This is a genomic window from Hasllibacter sp. MH4015 (genome assembly GCF_020177575.1).
Lineage (GTDB): Bacteria > Pseudomonadota > Alphaproteobacteria > Rhodobacterales > Rhodobacteraceae > Gymnodinialimonas.
Genome location: NZ_JAHTBK010000001.1, coordinates 2,647,209 through 2,663,281 on the forward strand (window position 1 = coordinate 2,647,209; position 16,073 = coordinate 2,663,281).

The 16,073-nt window shown below is 64.8% G+C and carries 19 protein-coding genes and 1 pseudogene; 10 read left to right on the top strand and 10 right to left on the bottom strand.

Going from position 1 to position 16,073, the window contains the following annotated elements:
* Positions 1 to 187: 187 nt before the first annotated feature.
* From KUW62_RS13560 to KUW62_RS13580, 5 genes are all read left to right on the top strand, one after another.
* The gene (locus KUW62_RS13560) at positions 188 to 907 is read left to right on the top strand and encodes a hypothetical protein (RefSeq protein WP_224815999.1); all 720 of its coding nucleotides are present in this window, start codon (positions 188 to 190) and stop codon (positions 905 to 907) included.
* Between the two features lie 39 nt (positions 908 to 946).
* Positions 947 to 1,093: a hypothetical protein gene (locus KUW62_RS13565; protein WP_224816000.1), complete on the top strand. Its 147-nt coding sequence runs from the start codon at positions 947 to 949 to the stop codon at positions 1,091 to 1,093.
* Positions 1,094 to 1,099: 6 nt separating this feature from the next.
* On the top strand, positions 1,100 to 1,534 hold the full coding sequence (locus KUW62_RS13570; RefSeq protein WP_224816001.1) for a hypothetical protein: 435 nt from the start codon (positions 1,100 to 1,102) through the stop codon (positions 1,532 to 1,534).
* Between the two features lie 48 nt (positions 1,535 to 1,582).
* On the top strand, positions 1,583 to 2,137 hold the full coding sequence (locus KUW62_RS13575; protein WP_224816002.1) for a hypothetical protein: 555 nt from the start codon (positions 1,583 to 1,585) through the stop codon (positions 2,135 to 2,137).
* A gap of 223 nt (positions 2,138 to 2,360) precedes the next feature.
* A complete protein-coding gene (locus tag KUW62_RS13580) occupies positions 2,361 to 2,573 on the top strand; it encodes a hypothetical protein (RefSeq protein ID WP_224816003.1) in 213 nt (70 codons plus the stop codon).
* 91 nt (positions 2,574 to 2,664) lie between these two features.
* Here the strand turns inward: KUW62_RS13580 and KUW62_RS13585 are convergent, their stop codons facing one another.
* A complete protein-coding gene (locus tag KUW62_RS13585) occupies positions 2,665 to 4,026 on the bottom strand; it encodes an SLBB domain-containing protein (protein ID WP_224816004.1) in 1,362 nt (453 codons plus the stop codon).
* A 177-nt stretch (positions 4,027 to 4,203) separates the two neighbouring features.
* Between KUW62_RS13585 and KUW62_RS13590 the strand changes: the two genes are divergently transcribed.
* A complete protein-coding gene (locus KUW62_RS13590) occupies positions 4,204 to 4,944 on the top strand; it encodes a metallophosphoesterase (protein ID WP_224816005.1) in 741 nt (246 codons plus the stop codon).
* 77 nt (positions 4,945 to 5,021) lie between these two features.
* Here the strand turns inward: KUW62_RS13590 and KUW62_RS13595 are convergent.
* Positions 5,022 to 5,666: pseudogene (locus KUW62_RS13595) on the bottom strand (sugar transferase); the annotation flags it as partial.
* Between the two features lie 140 nt (positions 5,667 to 5,806).
* On the opposite strand from KUW62_RS13595, the gene KUW62_RS13600 reads away from it, so the two are divergent.
* A complete protein-coding gene (locus tag KUW62_RS13600; protein ID WP_224816006.1) occupies positions 5,807 to 6,949 on the top strand; it encodes a DUF1972 domain-containing protein in 1,143 nt (380 codons plus the stop codon).
* A 9-nt stretch (positions 6,950 to 6,958) separates the two neighbouring features.
* On the opposite strand, the gene KUW62_RS13605 is transcribed toward KUW62_RS13600, so the two are convergent.
* The 5 genes from KUW62_RS13605 to KUW62_RS13625 all read right to left on the bottom strand — a co-directional run bounded on the left by KUW62_RS13605 (position 6,959) and on the right by KUW62_RS13625 (position 9,469).
* A complete protein-coding gene (locus KUW62_RS13605; RefSeq protein ID WP_224816007.1) occupies positions 6,959 to 7,204 on the bottom strand; it encodes a zf-TFIIB domain-containing protein in 246 nt (81 codons plus the stop codon).
* 77 nt (positions 7,205 to 7,281) lie between these two features.
* The gene (locus KUW62_RS13610; protein WP_224816008.1) at positions 7,282 to 7,620 is read right to left on the bottom strand and encodes a DUF5665 domain-containing protein; all 339 of its coding nucleotides are present in this window, start codon (positions 7,618 to 7,620) and stop codon (positions 7,282 to 7,284) included.
* A gap of 154 nt (positions 7,621 to 7,774) precedes the next feature.
* The gene (locus KUW62_RS13615) at positions 7,775 to 8,029 is read right to left on the bottom strand and encodes a pilus assembly protein (protein WP_224816009.1); all 255 of its coding nucleotides are present in this window, start codon (positions 8,027 to 8,029) and stop codon (positions 7,775 to 7,777) included.
* Positions 8,030 to 8,148: 119 nt separating this feature from the next.
* Positions 8,149 to 8,637, bottom strand: a complete 489-nt coding sequence (locus tag KUW62_RS13620) for a tRNA (cytidine(34)-2'-O)-methyltransferase (protein WP_224816010.1) — start codon at positions 8,635 to 8,637, stop codon at positions 8,149 to 8,151.
* Positions 8,630 to 9,469, bottom strand: a complete 840-nt coding sequence (locus KUW62_RS13625; protein ID WP_224816011.1) for a DUF6206 family protein — start codon at positions 9,467 to 9,469, stop codon at positions 8,630 to 8,632. Before KUW62_RS13625 ends, KUW62_RS13620 begins: the two co-directional genes overlap by 8 nt.
* A 280-nt stretch (positions 9,470 to 9,749) precedes the next feature.
* Between KUW62_RS13625 and KUW62_RS13630 the strand changes: the two genes are divergently transcribed.
* From KUW62_RS13630 to KUW62_RS13640, 3 genes are all read left to right on the top strand, one after another.
* Positions 9,750 to 10,415 carry a hypothetical protein gene (locus tag KUW62_RS13630; protein ID WP_224816012.1) on the top strand — a complete coding sequence of 222 codons (666 nt, stop codon included), beginning with the start codon at positions 9,750 to 9,752 and terminating at the stop codon, positions 10,413 to 10,415.
* A 38-nt stretch (positions 10,416 to 10,453) separates the two neighbouring features.
* On the top strand, positions 10,454 to 10,933 hold the full coding sequence (locus KUW62_RS13635) for a HugZ family protein (protein ID WP_224816013.1): 480 nt from the start codon (positions 10,454 to 10,456) through the stop codon (positions 10,931 to 10,933).
* Positions 10,934 to 11,001: 68 nt separating this feature from the next.
* A complete protein-coding gene (locus KUW62_RS13640) occupies positions 11,002 to 11,535 on the top strand; it encodes a hypothetical protein (RefSeq protein WP_224816014.1) in 534 nt (177 codons plus the stop codon).
* 6 nt (positions 11,536 to 11,541) lie between these two features.
* On the opposite strand, the gene KUW62_RS13645 is transcribed toward KUW62_RS13640, so the two are convergent.
* The 3 genes from KUW62_RS13645 to gltX form a co-directional block, all read right to left on the bottom strand.
* Entirely contained in the window at positions 11,542 to 12,012 is a 471-nt protein-coding gene (locus KUW62_RS13645) for a DUF427 domain-containing protein (protein WP_224816015.1), read from the bottom strand.
* Positions 12,013 to 12,162: 150 nt separating this feature from the next.
* Positions 12,163 to 14,454 (bottom strand): glycosyl hydrolase family 28-related protein, encoded by a 2,292-nt coding sequence (locus KUW62_RS13650; RefSeq protein ID WP_224816016.1) that lies wholly within the window; start codon positions 14,452 to 14,454, stop codon positions 12,163 to 12,165.
* A gap of 245 nt (positions 14,455 to 14,699) precedes the next feature.
* Positions 14,700 to 16,046 carry a glutamate--tRNA ligase gene (gltX, locus tag KUW62_RS13655; RefSeq protein WP_224816017.1) on the bottom strand — a complete coding sequence of 449 codons (1,347 nt, stop codon included), beginning with the start codon at positions 16,044 to 16,046 and terminating at the stop codon, positions 14,700 to 14,702.
* Positions 16,047 to 16,073: the final 27 nt, after the last annotated feature.

The following is a 16,073-nucleotide window of genomic DNA, read 5'->3' on the forward strand; positions in this document are numbered from 1 at the left end:
GTCTCGCTGACCCAATCAAATCGCCCGCTGCCCGACAGGCTCGTTTGCAACGCAAAAGATGCCGAGAGGGAGCCCGCCGGGACGGGCAGACGATGGCCCGGGCCGCTGCGCGGCTGTTAACCGGGCGGGGAAAAGAAGGCGATAAGATTCTAGCACAACAAATGAATGAGCGTGGAAAGATAGACTAATGACTTTGAATGACTTTCCCACCGAGCTGGAAATTGATGAATATGCCTTCGGATTTTACGGGTACGGTGATCTTGAAGCCCCGCTATGGTTTGTCGGAATGGAGGAAGGAGGCGGAAACTCTGCGGCGGACGTCACTCAGCGCGTCCAAACTTGGCAAGACCGGGGTCGCAGAACCGTCGATGATGTAGCTGAGTTTCACGATGCGATAATCGATAAGGGCTTCGCTTCGATCACCAATCAACCGACTTGGACGATGCTGAGCCGCATTCAACTTGGATTCGACCAAGGCGCTGAAGGCGCAAGAGATCCAAAGAAACACTGGCAAACCATTCTTGGAAGACAAAGTTCAAAGACGTGTGTTCTGGAACTGAACCCTTTGCCTTCTCCAAGCACGTCAAAGTGGAAATACCCCGAATTCACCGATTACTTATTCTTGGCAAACCGCGAGGTCTACAACCTCCGATACCGAGCCAAGCGCATCCAAACACTAAAGAATCTGATCGAGGAGCGCTCTCCCAAAGCCGTAGTGTTTTTTGGAAGAATGTATCAACCGTTCTGGGAGGTCATCGCCGGTGGCCTTTTCGGCTCGGGTGAAACGCCAAGAATTCTTGAGAACGGTGCAACGACCTTTGTTTCTATGGATCATCCCAATGCAAGAGTGCCGGGGCGCACGAAAGACGCATTGGCAAGGCTCGGAGCGCAATTGGCTACGGTCTAGTATTTTAGGGTGGGTGGAAGCCACCTTCCAGACATCGGCATGTCCCCATTGGACGGCATGGTCCGTGGCCTTCATCGCCTTGCAGAGATCGTTGAATTCATCGCGGGTCATAGCGCCCAGCTTCGCGCCTTCCCGTGCGAAAGCCAAGGCGGGCGGGTGGAATATGGCGATTGCACCGCTATCTGATGCGCCATGAAAATTGCTCTCGCCGCCGCTCTCGTTGCAATCGCGTCGCCCGTTCTCGCGTGGGAGGCGGGAACCGATGGCACGCTGTGTACGCTCACCCATGCGGAGCCGGGCGTCGACGTGCGCCTGACATTCGATCCGACGATCCCGCTCTACACGATCAGTGTCGCCGGCGATGGGCCCTGGCCCGTCGCGCCCGCCTTCGCGATGCAGTTTGTCGGGCCGCGGCCCAATACGATCACGACCGATCGCCACGTGCTCGGCCCCGACCGCGCGCGCCTGACGGTGGCCGATCGCGGCTTCGGCAACGTGCTGGACGGGCTCGCCTTCAACCGGAGCGCGCTTGCCCGATCGGGCGACCGCATCGTGGAGATGTCCCTCGACACCGCCGCAGAGGCGGTGGAGGCCTTCCGGAATTGCGGCGCGACCCCTAGCGTTTGAACCATTTCGGTAACGAAGTGTTAACGGGAATCGCGACACCCTTGCGCCATGCCCAACGATATGTCCCACGCCCCCGACCTGACCGCCCCCGGCCCAGCCTTGGCCGACCGTGCGGATCGCTTTGCCGCGCGGGCGGCGACGCTGGTGGACGATCCCCGCCTCACCACGCGCCAAGCCGCCGAGGCGATGGGTCACCTCGCCCGGCTCCAGGCCGATATTGCAGCCGCGCGGCGGGAGGAGAGCCGGGCGCTCAAGACGCAACTGACACGGCTGGAGGCGCGGTTTCGGCCCCATGAACGGAAGCTGGAGACCGCCCGCGCGGCCCTTTCGGATGCGATCCTGCGCGCGGTGCCGGACGGCGAGGTCGACTACCGGGTCGTACCCCATGGGGAGGTCGCGGCCGATGCCGGGGCTGATCCGGTAACGCCCGTCTCCGCCTGCCGCGCCCTCCTGGACCTGGAGGCTTTGCGCCCGTTCCTCTCGGACGAGGCCCTGCGCGACGCGATCCAGGCCCATGGGAGCGCGCGGGGGGCGCAGGCCGTGGCGGGTGTTACCTATGCACGGCTCCCCAAAGACGCCGTGGCGGAGTGCCCGGTCCTGTGAACGGCTGAAGGGCGAGGTCGAATCAACGCGGCACATCCGTCGCATTTGCGCCCGGAGACGGCACCGAAACACCGCCGGACTCCCTTGATTTGGTTAAAATCCGGCCGAAACGTCCGCACCGATGGCCGGATTTCAGCCGAAAGCCCCGCGATATTCATGTCTGCGGTTGATCCGTCACAGGCGGCCAGATATGAAGACTTGAATTCAATTTTGGAGATGCGCCATGAAAAAGGCACTTTTGACGACTGCGATCATCGCAAGCCTCGGCACCGCAGCCGCGGCGCAGGGCATCCAGCCCGTTGCCACGACGACGCCCGGAACCGACGTGACCGTCGGCACGCAGGCCTCCGCCGTGATCAACCCGCTCTACATCGTGGCCGGTGTCGTGGTTGCCGGTGTGATCATCGCGGGTGCGTCGGCAGACGGCACCAACTGATCCAGTCCCATCGAGGGACAGCAAAACGCCCCGCCGGTTGATCCGGCGGGGCGTTTTTCGTTTGCGTGCGGGCTATGGCACCGCCGGACCATCATTCCACGGCGGAGGCACCGAGGCTGATGATCGACGGCGTGATCTGGTCGATGACACGGTTCCAGCGCGTTATCGGTTGCTCCGCCACGAAGATGACGTCGCCGGGGCGCAGTTCCATCCGGGCCGCCAGAACGAGGTTCGCCGCGTTCGACCCGTCCAGACGGTAGGCCGTGACCGCGCGCAGATAGGCGGAGCTGTCTTCGGCGCGCAGCAGGTAGATCTGGGACGGATTGCCGGTCCCCTCGCTCCAACCGCCCGCATCGAAGAGCGCATCGGCCAGAACCGCGCGATTCTCGAAGGGAAGTTCGAAGCGGCCGGGCTCCCGCACCTCTCCGGCGATGTAGACGAATTCTCCACCCTCCGCGCCGAATTCCACCCGGTCGCGGAAATTCTGGCGGCTTTCCTCAAGCGCGCCGCGGCGGATCGAGACCTCCACCTGCAATTGCTGGATCGCGTCGGCCCGCGCCGAGCGGGTGTAATCGGCCCGCGCGATCACCTCTTCGAAATAGGCCTGGGCCTGTTCGAAATCATAGGCGGTATCGACGAACAGGCTGTCGCCGTCCACGAGGCGGATGCGTTGCAGGCCCCGGTCGGAATAAAGCTCGGACGTGGGGATCTGGTAGAGATTGCCGTCCCGGAAGATGCGGATCACGGCGAAATCGTCGGCATCGAGCGCAAGGCCGCCCGCATTGGCCAGAACCTCGTCGAGGTAGAGCGGGGTCATCCCCACGGGCACGACGCCGGGATTGCGCACCGCCCCCCCGACGGAGACGCGCTGCGAATTGAATTCCGCCACTTCCAGGCTGAAGGACGGATCGAGCCGCGCCTCGATCAACGCCTCGAAAATGGCATCCTCGGCCTCGGCCAGGGTCATGTCAGCCACCATGATCCGGCCCACGTCGGGGATCGCGACATCGCCGTCATCTTGCACCGTGTAGCCCTGGCGCTGGTTCTGCGCGGCGACGAGGCCGGCCAGCTCCTCCACCGAATCGCCGCGGGGCGTGGCCAGAAGCAACACATCCCCGACACCGATGCGGTAGGGGCCGGGGCGCACTTCGGGCGGGACCCGGGTTTCGATTGCGCCCGGGCGGATCTGTGCGTCGAAGACCGGATCGGGCAGACGAGCGGCCCCCCGCGGCTGGCTTCCCGCACCCGCGATCCGCGAAAATGCGGCGGGAAGGTTCTGCGGATCATAGGCGCTGCGGTTGGCATGGGCGACGGCGGCGGGCGTCATTTCGACCACCTGGACGCCGTCTTCGCCCGCAAGGCTGGACACGTCGGACGACACATAGGCGCTGCCGCAGGCGGCAAGGGCAAAGAGGGACGCGGCCACGAGAGCGGCGCGGAACTTGAACATCATAACATGCCTCCGTCAGCGCGCGTTCAGACTCGCACGCCTGCTTTTTCGTGTCGGAACTTAGCGGAATACGGAAGGCATCGCTGAGCTCGGGCGCTGTTTCGGCGGAAAAATTCTGGGCAGATGCATTCCCGCCACGCTCGGGTTAGGCAGGGACGGGTAACATCGGAGAGACGAATCATGACGCCGTGGCAACCGCCGGCGCCTTCGGAGCGTGTGTATATCGTGGGCGACATCCATGGCTGTGTGGGGCAGCTGGGCCGCTTGCTGGACGCCATTGACGGGGACATTTCAAAGGCGGGCGGCGCGCCGGGGCGCGTGGTGTTCGTGGGCGATTACATCGACCGGGGCAAGGACAGCGCGGATGTGCTGATCTTCGCGGGCCAGATCCTGCGCGATTATCCCGACGTGCTGGTCGGATTGATGGGCAATCACGAGCGGATGCTGCTCGATTTCCTCGACGATCCGGCGGGACCGGCGAAGCGTTGGCTGCGCTATGGCGGGTTGCAGACGATGGCGAGTTTCGGGGTCGGCGCGGGCTTGAGCGCCGACACGAAATCCATGGGCGCGCTGCTGGATGCCGCGGGCGATCTACGTGACGCGATGGGCCCCGAACTGGTGACGTGGCTGGAGCACCTGCCGAAATCGTGGAACTCCGGCACGCTTTGGGTGGTCCATGCAGGCGCCGATCCCGATGCGCCGATGGACAGGCAGGCGGACAAGGCACTGATGTGGGGGCACGATGCGTTCCTGAAACAGGAGCGCACGGACGGTCAGTGGGTCGCCTTCGGCCACCAACCGTTCGAGGAGCCCTTCGCGGAGGCGGGCAGGATCGCCGTAGATACTGGCGCAGTATATGGCGGCACGTTGACGGCAGCGCGCGTCGATCCCGATGGCATGGTATCGTTCCTGAGCGTCTGAGCCGACGTGCGGCGCGTCGCCCTGTGGCGGGCCGGACGACCGGGCCAGTCCCCGCGACCGGTGCAGATAGTCACGATCGTCCGCCAGAACACGAAGCCTTCCTGACGGAAGCCCGCGCGGCTCAAATACCGCAGATCGGCGCGCACCTTGTCGCGCGTCGCCTCCACCCCTTCTGCATAGCCCAGTTCGATCTGGGCCAGGCCGCTGAGCCCCGGACGCACGGCCAGCCGTTTGCGGTAATCCGGGATCACACGCATGAACAATTCGGCATGGGAGAGGCAATCGGGGCGCGGGCCGATGAGGCTCATTTCGCCGCGCAGGATGTTGAGGATCTGCGGCACTTCATCGAGGCCCGAGCGGCGCAGGACCTTGCCGAACGCCGTGATCCGCCGGGTTTCCAGCGGATCGGACGGGCCGCGCACGACATCAGAGGCCAGCATGGTGCGGAACTTGTAGGCCACGAAGGGGACACCGTGCCGGCCCATGCGGATCTGGCGATAGATCAGCGGGCCGGGATTGAGGCGCGGGTTGGCGAGCAGAAGGATCACCGCAAGAAGCGCCATGATCGGCAGAAGGACAAATGCGCCCACATAGTCGAACCCGGCCTTCGCGGCCCAGAACATCCGCGATCCACCGACATGGGGCGCAGGCGTCGCCGCACGTCCGGCGCGGCCAGCGTGGGCAGCGATGCGCGGGGAACGGATATCCTGTGCAGCGGGCATTTCGGGTCCTGGTCACTTCGGCCCGGAAGGGCGCGATGGGCAAATCATTCGATCCCGTAACTACCGCGCGTGCCTTGAAGATTCGGTTAAACCGCCGCGCGCCCTCGCCCAATTCCATCTCGCGGTGCTATGCAGGGCCGATGGGCCATGCCACTCGCATCGCCCGCCGGACGGGAAGGGACGCCATGGCGCGCGCCGCACCTTTGCACATCGCCATCCTTGGCTCCGTCGGGGTGCCGGCGCGCTATGGCGGGTTCGAGACCCTGGCGGAGAACCTCGTGCGGTATCACGCGGCGACGGACCGGCCCGAACGGCTGAGCGTCTATTGCTCCGGCCCCGCCTATCCCGACCGGCCCGAACGGTTCGCCAATGCCGATCTGATTTATTCCCGGTTTCGCGCCAATGGTGCCGCAAGCGTGGCCTACGATGCGACGACCTTGCGCGACGCAGTGGCACGCGGCGTGGATGTGGCGCTGCTGCTGGGGGTATCGGGGGCGGTATCGCTGCCGCTGCTGCGACGGGGCGCGATGCGGCTCATCACCCATGTGGACGGGCTGGAATGGCGGCGGGGCAAATGGTCCGCCCCCGTGCGCGCCTTCCTGAGATATTCCGAGACCCTGGCCGTGCGGCATTCCGATGCGATTATCGCCGACAATCCGGCCATCGCCACGCATCTGGGCCAGGCCCACGGCATCACGCCCGAGATCATCGCCTATGGCGGCGACCACGCCGTTGAGCCGCCCGATCCACCCTCCGCCCCGCGCGGAGACCTGCCCGGGACCTACGCCCTCGCCCTGTGTCGGATCGAGCCGGAGAACAATGTGGCCATGATCCTTGAAGCGTTTGCCGAAAGTCCGATGCCGCTGGTCTTCGTGGGGAATTGGGACGACAGCCGGTACGGTCGCGGGTTGCGAGCGACATACGGCGGCCGGGACGGGCTGCACCTGCTTGACCCGATCCACGCGCCGGGGCCCCGATACGCCCTTCGGGCCGGGGCGGCGGCCTATATCCACGGCCATTCGGCGGGCGGCACGAACCCCGCGCTCGTTGAAATGATGCATTTCGGGCTGCCGATCTTCGCCTTCGACTGCACCTTCAACCGGCAGACCACCGATGGCCGCGCGCTGTTCTTCCACGATGCGGGCGCGTTGCGAAAGCTTCTGGCCGCCCCCCTGCCGCTTGATGTGGGACCGGCGCTTCGGGCCAGGGCGCAGGACGCGCTGACATGGGACCGGATCGGGGACGCCTATTTCGATCTGTTCACGAGAATGGCCGGAGCCTGACGCCCGCGATCAGAAGTCGAAGATGTCGTCGAGGAACGAGCCGCGCTTCTTCTTCCGGCGGCCGCTGCCATGGTCGTCATTGTAGCCACGCGCGGGCGGTTCCGGGGTCGCGGGCGCGGCGGGGACGGAGCGTTCGATGATCTTGTCCAGTTCCCCACGATCGAGCCAGACGCCCCGGCAGGTCGGGCAATAGTCGATCTCGACCCCTTGCCTGTCGCTCATCACGAGGGTGGTGTTGTCAACCGGGCATTGCATGGCTCTCTCCTTGAGAAAAATCGGCGCCGTCGGGTTGATATCTAGGTACGCTGACCGCGCAGGCAATGACGGGCGGGTCATTCGCCGCCCAGGGCGGCCTCGATTTCCTGCGCGATTTGCGTCGCCCACTGGCCGATGATCGGGATGAATTCGATCTGGCTGAGAATCCAGACGAGGATCGACAACAGGAAGGTTGCGCCCACCACGGTGCCGAGACCCACGGCCATACCAGCGGCGAAGCGGAACATCATCACCCGCGGGACGGATTGGTAGATCTGGACCAGACGGTGCCGCCGCAGGAACGTCATCTCCTCCCGCAGGGCCTTGACCTCCGCGGCGAGGATGGCGGTGTCGGATTGCGGGAGCGCGCCCGGATCGGCCTTGTCGCCCTTCGCGGCATTCTCAGTCTCGGACACGTCTTGCCCCCCTTTGCCGTGGCGGGCCACGCACTCGGCCCCGTGCCGCAAACTATCACGCCACCCGCGCTTTCCCAGCGTCGGATGGCGTGTCGTGTGTTTTCGTGTGACCGAAGGGCCGGAACTGGCCCTCGGATCAAAGGCGCAAGCCGGATCAGTTCGTGGTGACGATCGGATCGGGATCGGGGGCGGGATCGGTTTCATCATCGAGGGCCGCCGTGGGGAAACCACTGTCGATTTCGTAGTTTTCCATGATCGCGCTCGTCTCCGTCCCCGTGTCGCGCACGGCCCCGGACACCAGAACCGCCGACAGAAGCCCCAGCGACACGGCACCGGCGGTCAGAACGACCCAATCGACGGTGATGGCGCCGCTTTCGTCGGCCAGGAAGGTGAAGGCTTTGTTGAGCATTTTTGACTCCGTTACTCGATATTCCCAATGTGATTAACCATGAAGAAACACCTCAAATGCGGCACGATCCGGGCCGGTTGAGGGAATTCGTTAGGGTTCTCAGGGACCTAAGCGAGGCATTAACGCAGATAGGCGCGCATTGCCTGGTAGATGACGGCGGTTGCGGCATTGGACAGGTTGAGCGACCGGATATGGGGCGACCGCATGGGCAGGCGGAATGTGCGCGCGGCACGGCCCTGCAAGACCTCCTCCGGCAGGCCCTTCGTCTCCTTCCCGAAGACGAGATATGCGTCGGGCGGATATTGCGGGTCATAGACGGTGCCGCCGGTGCCGCCATTCTCGAACAGGAACAGCGCATCCTCGGGCGGCGCGCGGTCGGCCATGAACGCCGCCCAGGTGTCGTATTCCGTCAGGCGCACGTGTTTCCAGTAATCAAGGCCCGCCCGGCGCACGGATTTTTCCGACAGATCGAAGCCGAGGGGGTGGATCAGGATCAGCTCCAGATCAAGCGCGACGCAGGTGCGCCCGATCGAGCCGGTATTGCCGGGGATTTCCGGATGGACCAGCACCACTTTCATCCCGGCGCCCGGTTCGGGGCTGTCAGGCATGGGGTCGGTCGCGTCCGCCCACAAGTCCGGTCCAGCGGCGGGGGCCCGCGGCCACCTGCCGTTGCTGACGGGCCAACATGGAATGCACCGCTTCGCGCCACGGCCCTTCCAGACGGCGCGACGCGAAGTCCCGCGCCCAGTCCAGAATGATCTCGTGATCCCGCGGGCGAACCTGCAAAGCCCCTTCCACCAACGTCGAGACCGATCCGGCCGGGGTATACCAGCGATCCTGAAGGTCGCGCAGGCGCCCGGGGAGGATCTTGCCAAGGCCACGGATCATGCCGTTATCGGCGAAGCGGTGGATCAGCTGCCCCATCTCGTCGCGATCGTAGGAGATCAGGGGCGGAAAGGTATCGAGGAAGAGCGGCCCCGTTTCGTCCATGCCGAAGCGTTCGATCCGGGAATGGAAGCCGATGCGTTCGGGCCGTTGCGCCACGCGCCGCCAGAATTCCGCCACGTCCCGACCGATCTGGTCCAAAAGGCCGATCGCCGTCTCGGGCGTGGCGCGCTTGAGGAGGTGCGGCAGCATCATCTCCTCCGGGATGGCGCGTTGCACGATCACCGGGCGCAGGGTGCCGGCCTCATCCAGAAGTCGCAATTGGGTGTCGGGCACGCGCACACCGGCGAGCCGCAGGCAATCGGTATAGGCCTCGTGCCGCCGGGCCAGAAGCTCCTGCACCTCCGGATCGCGACCGCCGCGGTACAGCGTCAGGACACGGTCGGCCAGCGGCCCGGTCAGGGGCCGCATCGGCACGCCGAAATATCGCGGTTTGTCCTGGATCGTCCCGGCATCGGCCAGGGCGGCGCGTATGGCACCCGTCAACTCTGACACTCGTTACAATCCCCCTCTGCCGGACGCGCATGGGACATCCATGTCGCGGCGCATTCCGTGAGCATCCCGGGGGGTGGATCCGTGCGGCAGCGGCACGGACAATTGCGCGATTCCCCCCAGAACAGCGCGTGACGTCCGGGCGACCATGCCCGTGTGGCCTTGGGACGGGCAAGCGACGTTAGGGTTTTGTTAACCAACAGGGGGGCTAATCGCAGCCATGCGTTGCCCATGCGTCACAATATGGGGGGTCATTGCCCTGCTTGCCGCGGCCGCCGGCCCGGTGGCCGCCGGCCCATGGGCGCGCGGGGCGGGGGAGGGATTCGTTTCGCTCCAGCTTTCGGCGGAGGAGGCGCAGGCCGACCTGATGGCCGGCCTGTGGGAGCCCGAAACCTATCTCAGCTTCTACGGAGAATACGGCCTGGGCCGTCGGATGACCCTTGGTGCGGATATCGGCGGCGGAGACATCAGCCGTCAGGCCACCGCCTTCCTGCGCTACACCCTGAGCGCGCCCGAGGCGGCGTGGCAGATCGCCGTGCATGGCGGCCTGGGGGCACGGCAGACCGGCGATGCGGATCCCCATGGATTGATCCGCGTCGGTGCGTCGATCGGGCGTGGGTTCGGGGAGGGCGGCGGCGGGGCGTGGTACATGCCGCTTGCCCATGACGGCGGATGGGGCGTGCTGGAAGCCGTGGCGCTTTACGACATCACGGACGAGGCGATGATCTATCAGTTGGAGGGGACGATCGGCTTGCACCTTGCGCCGCGGCTGTCGGCCACCTTCTCCGTCAAGGCGGAGGATTGGCCGGGGGCCGATCCGCTGGTCACGCTTGCGCCGTCGCTGATCTATTCGGTGAGTGATGCCACGTCCCTGCGCCTTGGCGCGCGGGGTGCCGTCGCGGGCAGCGAGAATGTGGGGCTTTCCCTGTCGCTTTGGCACGAATTCTGAGGGCTGATCCGGCGCGCGAGGCCTGCTAGCGTGCAATCATGGAGAACCGGCCTGAAGGTCCGATCCGGCCCACGGATGACGAAGCGCGCGCGCTGGCGCGGTCGCTGATTACGGAGGCACGTTTTGCGGCCCTTGGCGTCCTGGACCCGGAAACGGGGCATCCAAGCGTCACCCGGATCGCCATTGTCCCCGGGGCCGACCACGCGCCGCTGACCCTGATCTCCACCCTGTCGAGCCATAGTACCGCGCTGGATGCCAATCCCGCCTGCTCTGTCCTGATCGGGGAGCCGGGGGACAAGGGCGATCCGCTGACCCATCCGCGCCTGACCTTGCAGGCCATCGCAGAGGGTGCGGACAAGGCCGCGCTGCGCGCGCATTACCTGTCGCTCTATCCCAAGGCCCGGCTCTACTACGATTTCGGCGACTTCCGGCTGATGCGCTTCGCCCCGCAATCGGCTTTGCTGAACGGCGGCTTCGGCAAGGCATTCCGGCTGAGCACGGCGGACATTGTTGCCTGAGAGACTCACCTCCGCGCGCAGCGTTCAGAATGATTAACAGCGCGCGCGTTCCGTGCCATTGTGCCCCCATGAACGACGCGCCCCTTGATCCGGCCCTTATCGGCATCTGGCTGCTGCCCGGGCAGCCGCAGACCTACGAGATCACCGAGGACGGCAAGTACCATTTCGCGGAACCCGAGGAGCCGGTAAACTTCTCCGAGGACGGGGCGACGATGATCTGGGGCGGGCGCGTCTATCACCGCTCCGGCACCGGCGGCGAGACGCCGGTCGGCACGTGGCGCGAGCACGATACCGGCGATGGCTGGGACTTCACCGAGGATCACGGCCTGACGATCCTGACCGCCGATCCCGGACAGGACCGGGCATTCGTGGGCATCTGGGCGCTGCGCGATGACGGGCAGAGCCTGTGGGTGCGAGAAACCCATGCCAATCTGGAAACCGACGGCGCGCATCTGACCTATCACATGAGCACCGGTGAAGTGTTTCGCTATGGCTATTCGGTGTCGAACGGCATCCTGACCCTCATGGATCCGGAGACCTGGGCGGAGTTGACGCGCTATGTCAGCGCGACGCGGCTGCAACAGAGCTTCGCCACCGGTTGACCCCCCCTACCAATGCATCGTGCCTGCCGCGCCCTTCACCCGGCCGGTGAGGTTCGGCGTCACCCATCCGCCATAGAAATCGCCGGGCTGCGGCTGCACCTTCACATTGCCCACGAAGGCCGCGTCGAGCGCGGTGGCGTAGAACGCGATGTGATCGCGCAGCGGGGCGAAGCGCGCGGTTGGTGCCGGATAGGACCAGGCCGCATTGGGGGAACGACGGCCATTGACGACCAGATCGAAATAGACCGCCCTACCCTTCCATTCGCAAAACGTCTCCCGCCCCGTGGGAACGAGTGCGGACATCACGATGTCGGCGGGCGGGATGTAGTAGGTGGGCGCGTGGTGCGTCTCCAGCACGCGCAGGCTGGCCTCGCAATCGGCGACGGGCAGGTCGTTGAAGATTGCGCGCAGGCGTTGACCCACCGGTTCAAGCGCCGGAGGGCGGGGATAATCCTGCACGTTTTCGACGGCGAGCATGGTGAATGTCCTGATCTGGCCCTGTGCTGACCCTCAGGTAGCGCGGCACGGCCGGACGGGAAACGCGAAATTCCCCCCCGGGGTCCTGCGCCGATGGAACCCGGGGGGACGCCCCGCCCCGCAGATACGGGGCGGATTCAATGGCCAAGCTCAGTTGTCACAGCGCGCCGTCACATAGGCCGCACCGCGCACCGGTTGCGACCATCCGACATGAAGGGATGTTCCGTTGGCACCCTGGAAACCCTGCGTCCAGGGCGCGGTGTAAATCGCCACGTTCGAGGTGGAGCGCACCGGGCCATCCGGCATCACCGACAGCGCGTATTTCACCGGGGCGCCGAACGGTGTGACGTCCGACATATCCACCACCCAGGTCTGCGTCGCGGTGTTCTGCACGGCGCGGATATAGGCCGGGTTTTCCGCCCGCCGGACGATGCCGTGATAGGTGTTGCTGTCGAATTGCAGATCGGCGGTGCGGTTCAGATCCAGATTGGCGATCGAATTGTCCACGCCCTCCACCTGCTCCAACTGCGCGCCGTTGGTCTTCTTGAACAGGTTGCCGGTGATCGAGAGGCCATTGATGAAGTGGTCCGTGCCGAACGGCTTGATGGAGATGAAGCGCATCCACGGCGCAGTGTTGGTGGCGAAGAAGATGTTGCCCTGGATCGTCAGACCGTGGAACGACAGGCCGCCGGTGAAATCGGGCGTCGGGTCCTTTTCGTTCGTCCATTCGATGTAGCAATTGTCCACGTAATTGTTGGAGAACGTCATCTTGGCGTTGGCGTCCGCGATCACCAGGCCGGGAGACCGCACCCCCTCGACCACGCTGTCGCCCTGGAAGAAGTGGTTGCCGGTGATGATGTTGCCGGAGCCGGAAATCACGCCGAAATGCAGGAACTTGTTGGCCCGGTTGTCACGGATCTTGCAATCGGACGAGTTGATGTTGAAGCAGATCGACTTGCGTTGCGGGACGTTCGTGGCCTGTTCGTTGGACAGGAACTGACAGCGGTCGATCTGCATCCCCTGACAGCCTTCGTCGGCGGACGTGATGGCACGGTCCTTGGGTCCGGTGAAGAAGCAGTCCTGGATTTGGAAGACGAGCCCATCCAGCGACAGGTTGATCGCGGAGCACTGACCGCCGCACAGGAATTCGATATCCGACACGACGAAGCGTTGCAGGTTCTGCCAGCCGATGAAGTCCAGCATGTATTTGAACCGGGTGAAGGTATAGGTCTGGCTGGCCGGGGGCGCGACCAGAGGCGAGGACAGAAAGACCTTGCTTTGCGCGGCATTGACGGCACGCACATAGACTTCGCGGCCCACGCCCTGCGGCCCGGTGACGAGGGAGCCCACGGGGATGGACGCCGCGTTGGAGACCCCGGAAATCTCGAACGGGGCGGAGGCCGACCATTGACCGGCCCGTGTGTTCACATCGTCGTTCCAGGCAGAGCCGGAGGCCGCCACGAATTGCCCGTTCCGCAGCACACGGCGGTTGGCATAGGTGTTGCGATTGCCGACGATGGCCTGGATGTCCAAGGGCTCCGTCAGGGTCAGGCGGCGGCCGCACAGGTCGAACGCCTCGAACTCGGATTGGTTGAAGAGCTGCTGGATGCCCTTCTTCAGGCCTTCGACCTCATCCCCGAACGCCTCCGCATAGCCGTCGAGATCAAAACTCTCGTTCAGCGACAGGCGCGCGGCCGCGGGCATGACGAGCTTGCCCTCGAACCGGACCGGATTGGTGAAGGTCAGGTTGGAGCCGATATAGAAATCGCCTTCGGGCACCAGAACCTCCCGCCCGTCGGCGGCGATATCGGCGGCGGCAAAGGCCGCGCGGTCATCGGTGGTGCCATCGCCCACGGCACCGTAATCGCGCACATCGACCCAATCCATGAGCTTGCGATGGAAGATGGAGGTGACGTCTTCGACCGTGATCGACTCGATCCGCACTTGCCCGCCATTGGGGCCCGTCAGATCAAGGCCCACATGGGCGTAGGTCGGATCGGCGCCCCAGGCGAGGTCCACGCCGCCGCGCTGACCGGTGCCGAGGATCGCCGTGACCGTCACGATGGACCCGTAGGCCGCGACGCTGGTCGACCCGGCACTTTCCGTCAGGCCCGACACGTAAACGTTGCTCCCCTGCCCCGGCCACGCGGCGATGCGAACGCTCGGCAGATTGCCCGACAGGACCTTTATCCGCGCAGAGACACGCAGATACGTTCCGGGGATGATCGGGGTTTCGCCCATGTAGCGCAGGCGCGTCGTCGCCTCGGTCTTCAGGATCTCAAGGCAATCGCCGAAATCCGAATCCGCCGCGACAAGCGCCGCATTCGGCGCGGTCGCCCAAGTGTCACTGCCCGGTCGCCCATCCTGGCGGGACCAGACGGCCAAGCCGTCGGAGAATTGAGGCGGCATCAAGATAAGGCCGTCCGTGATCACCTGGTTCATGTCATACCCCTTTGCGCAGCACGGGGGTCCGCCAAGGAGCGGGGCCACCATGCATGGACCGCGAACAAGGGAACCGAGGCGCCCTAAACGGTCACCTCGGTTGTTTTGCAATGTCTGAAAAAGGTCCGGGCAGGGCCGACTGGGACGGCCAATTCCGGGATGCAATGACAGAATTACGCGAAAGAGATTAAGGATCGGTTAATCGCGGGCCGCGAATTTGACGGGTATCTGCCAAGGATGCGCTGTCAGAGCGACGGCTTGACCTGCAACAGGCGCATCACGTCTGCCATTTCAGGCCCACGTTCCATGCCGGTGACAGCCTTGCGCAGGGGCATGAAGAGGGCCTTGCCCTTGCGGCCCGTCGCCTCTTTCACTGCGTTGGTCCACGTGCCCCACGTCTCACCATCATAGGGCGCGTCGGGCAGCATGGCGAAGGCTTGCGCGACGAACTCCCGGTCTTCCGCGTCCACCAGCGGCGTGGCGCCGTCGCGGAACAGCGACCACCAACCGGCCATCTCGCTTCGCTTGCTGATATTGGCGCGGGCCACGTTCCAGAAGGTCTCGGCCAGGTCGTCGGGCACACCGATGGCGTTGATCTCGTCCCTGACCTCGGCGAACGGGGTTTCGTGCAGCACGCGGGCCGTCAGGGGCCAGAGATCCTGCACATCGAACTTGGTGGGCGCGGAGCCGAAATGGTTCAGGTCGAACCCCTCCGCCAGCTCGTCGATGGAGCCGGCAAGCTCCACCGGCTGCGACGATCCGATCCGCGCCATGTGGGACAAAAGCGCCATCGGCTCCATCCCCTGCTCCCGCAGATCGCGGAGCGCCAGGGTGCCCAGGCGTTTGGACAAAGCCTCCCCCTGGGGGCCGGTCAGAAGGGAGTGGTGCGCGAAGGCGGGATGGTCATGGCCAAGTGCCGCCATGATCTGGATTTGCGTGGCGGTGTTGGTCACGTGGTCGGAGCCGCGCACGACATGCGTGACGCCCATATCCGTGTCGTCGACGACCGACGCGATCGTGTAAAGCACTTGCCCGTCGGCACGTATCAGAACCGGGTCGGAGACGGAGGCCGCGTCGATGCTCAGATCGCCCAGGATGCCGTCGGTCCATTCGATGCGTTCGTGGTCGAGCTTGAACCGCCAAACGCCCTGCCCTCGCTCCGCCCGCAGTTTGTCCTTGTCCTCGTCCGACAGCTTCAGCGCGGCGCGGTCATAGACCGGCGGCTGGCCCATGTTGAGCTGTTTCTTACGCTTGAGGTCGAGCTCGGTCGGCGTTTCCCACGCCTCGTAAAACCGTCCCTTCGCGCGCAATTCGTCCGCCGCGGCGGCGTAGCGGTCAAAGCGGTAAGACTGACGCTCGATCCGGTCCCAAGTCAGGCCAAGCCATTCCAGATCTTCCTGGATCGCGTCGGCGAAAGCCTGGGTGGAGCGTTCGGGGTCCGTGTCGTCGAGGCGCAGGATAAACTGCCCGCCCGCCTTCTTCGCGATCAGGAAGTTGAACAGCGCGGTGCGCAGGTTTCCGACATGCAGATGACCGGTGGGCGACGGCGCGAAACGGGTGACGACGGACATGGGAATTGCCTTTCGGGACATGCGGCCCTTCCTCTTTCATGTCGTCCG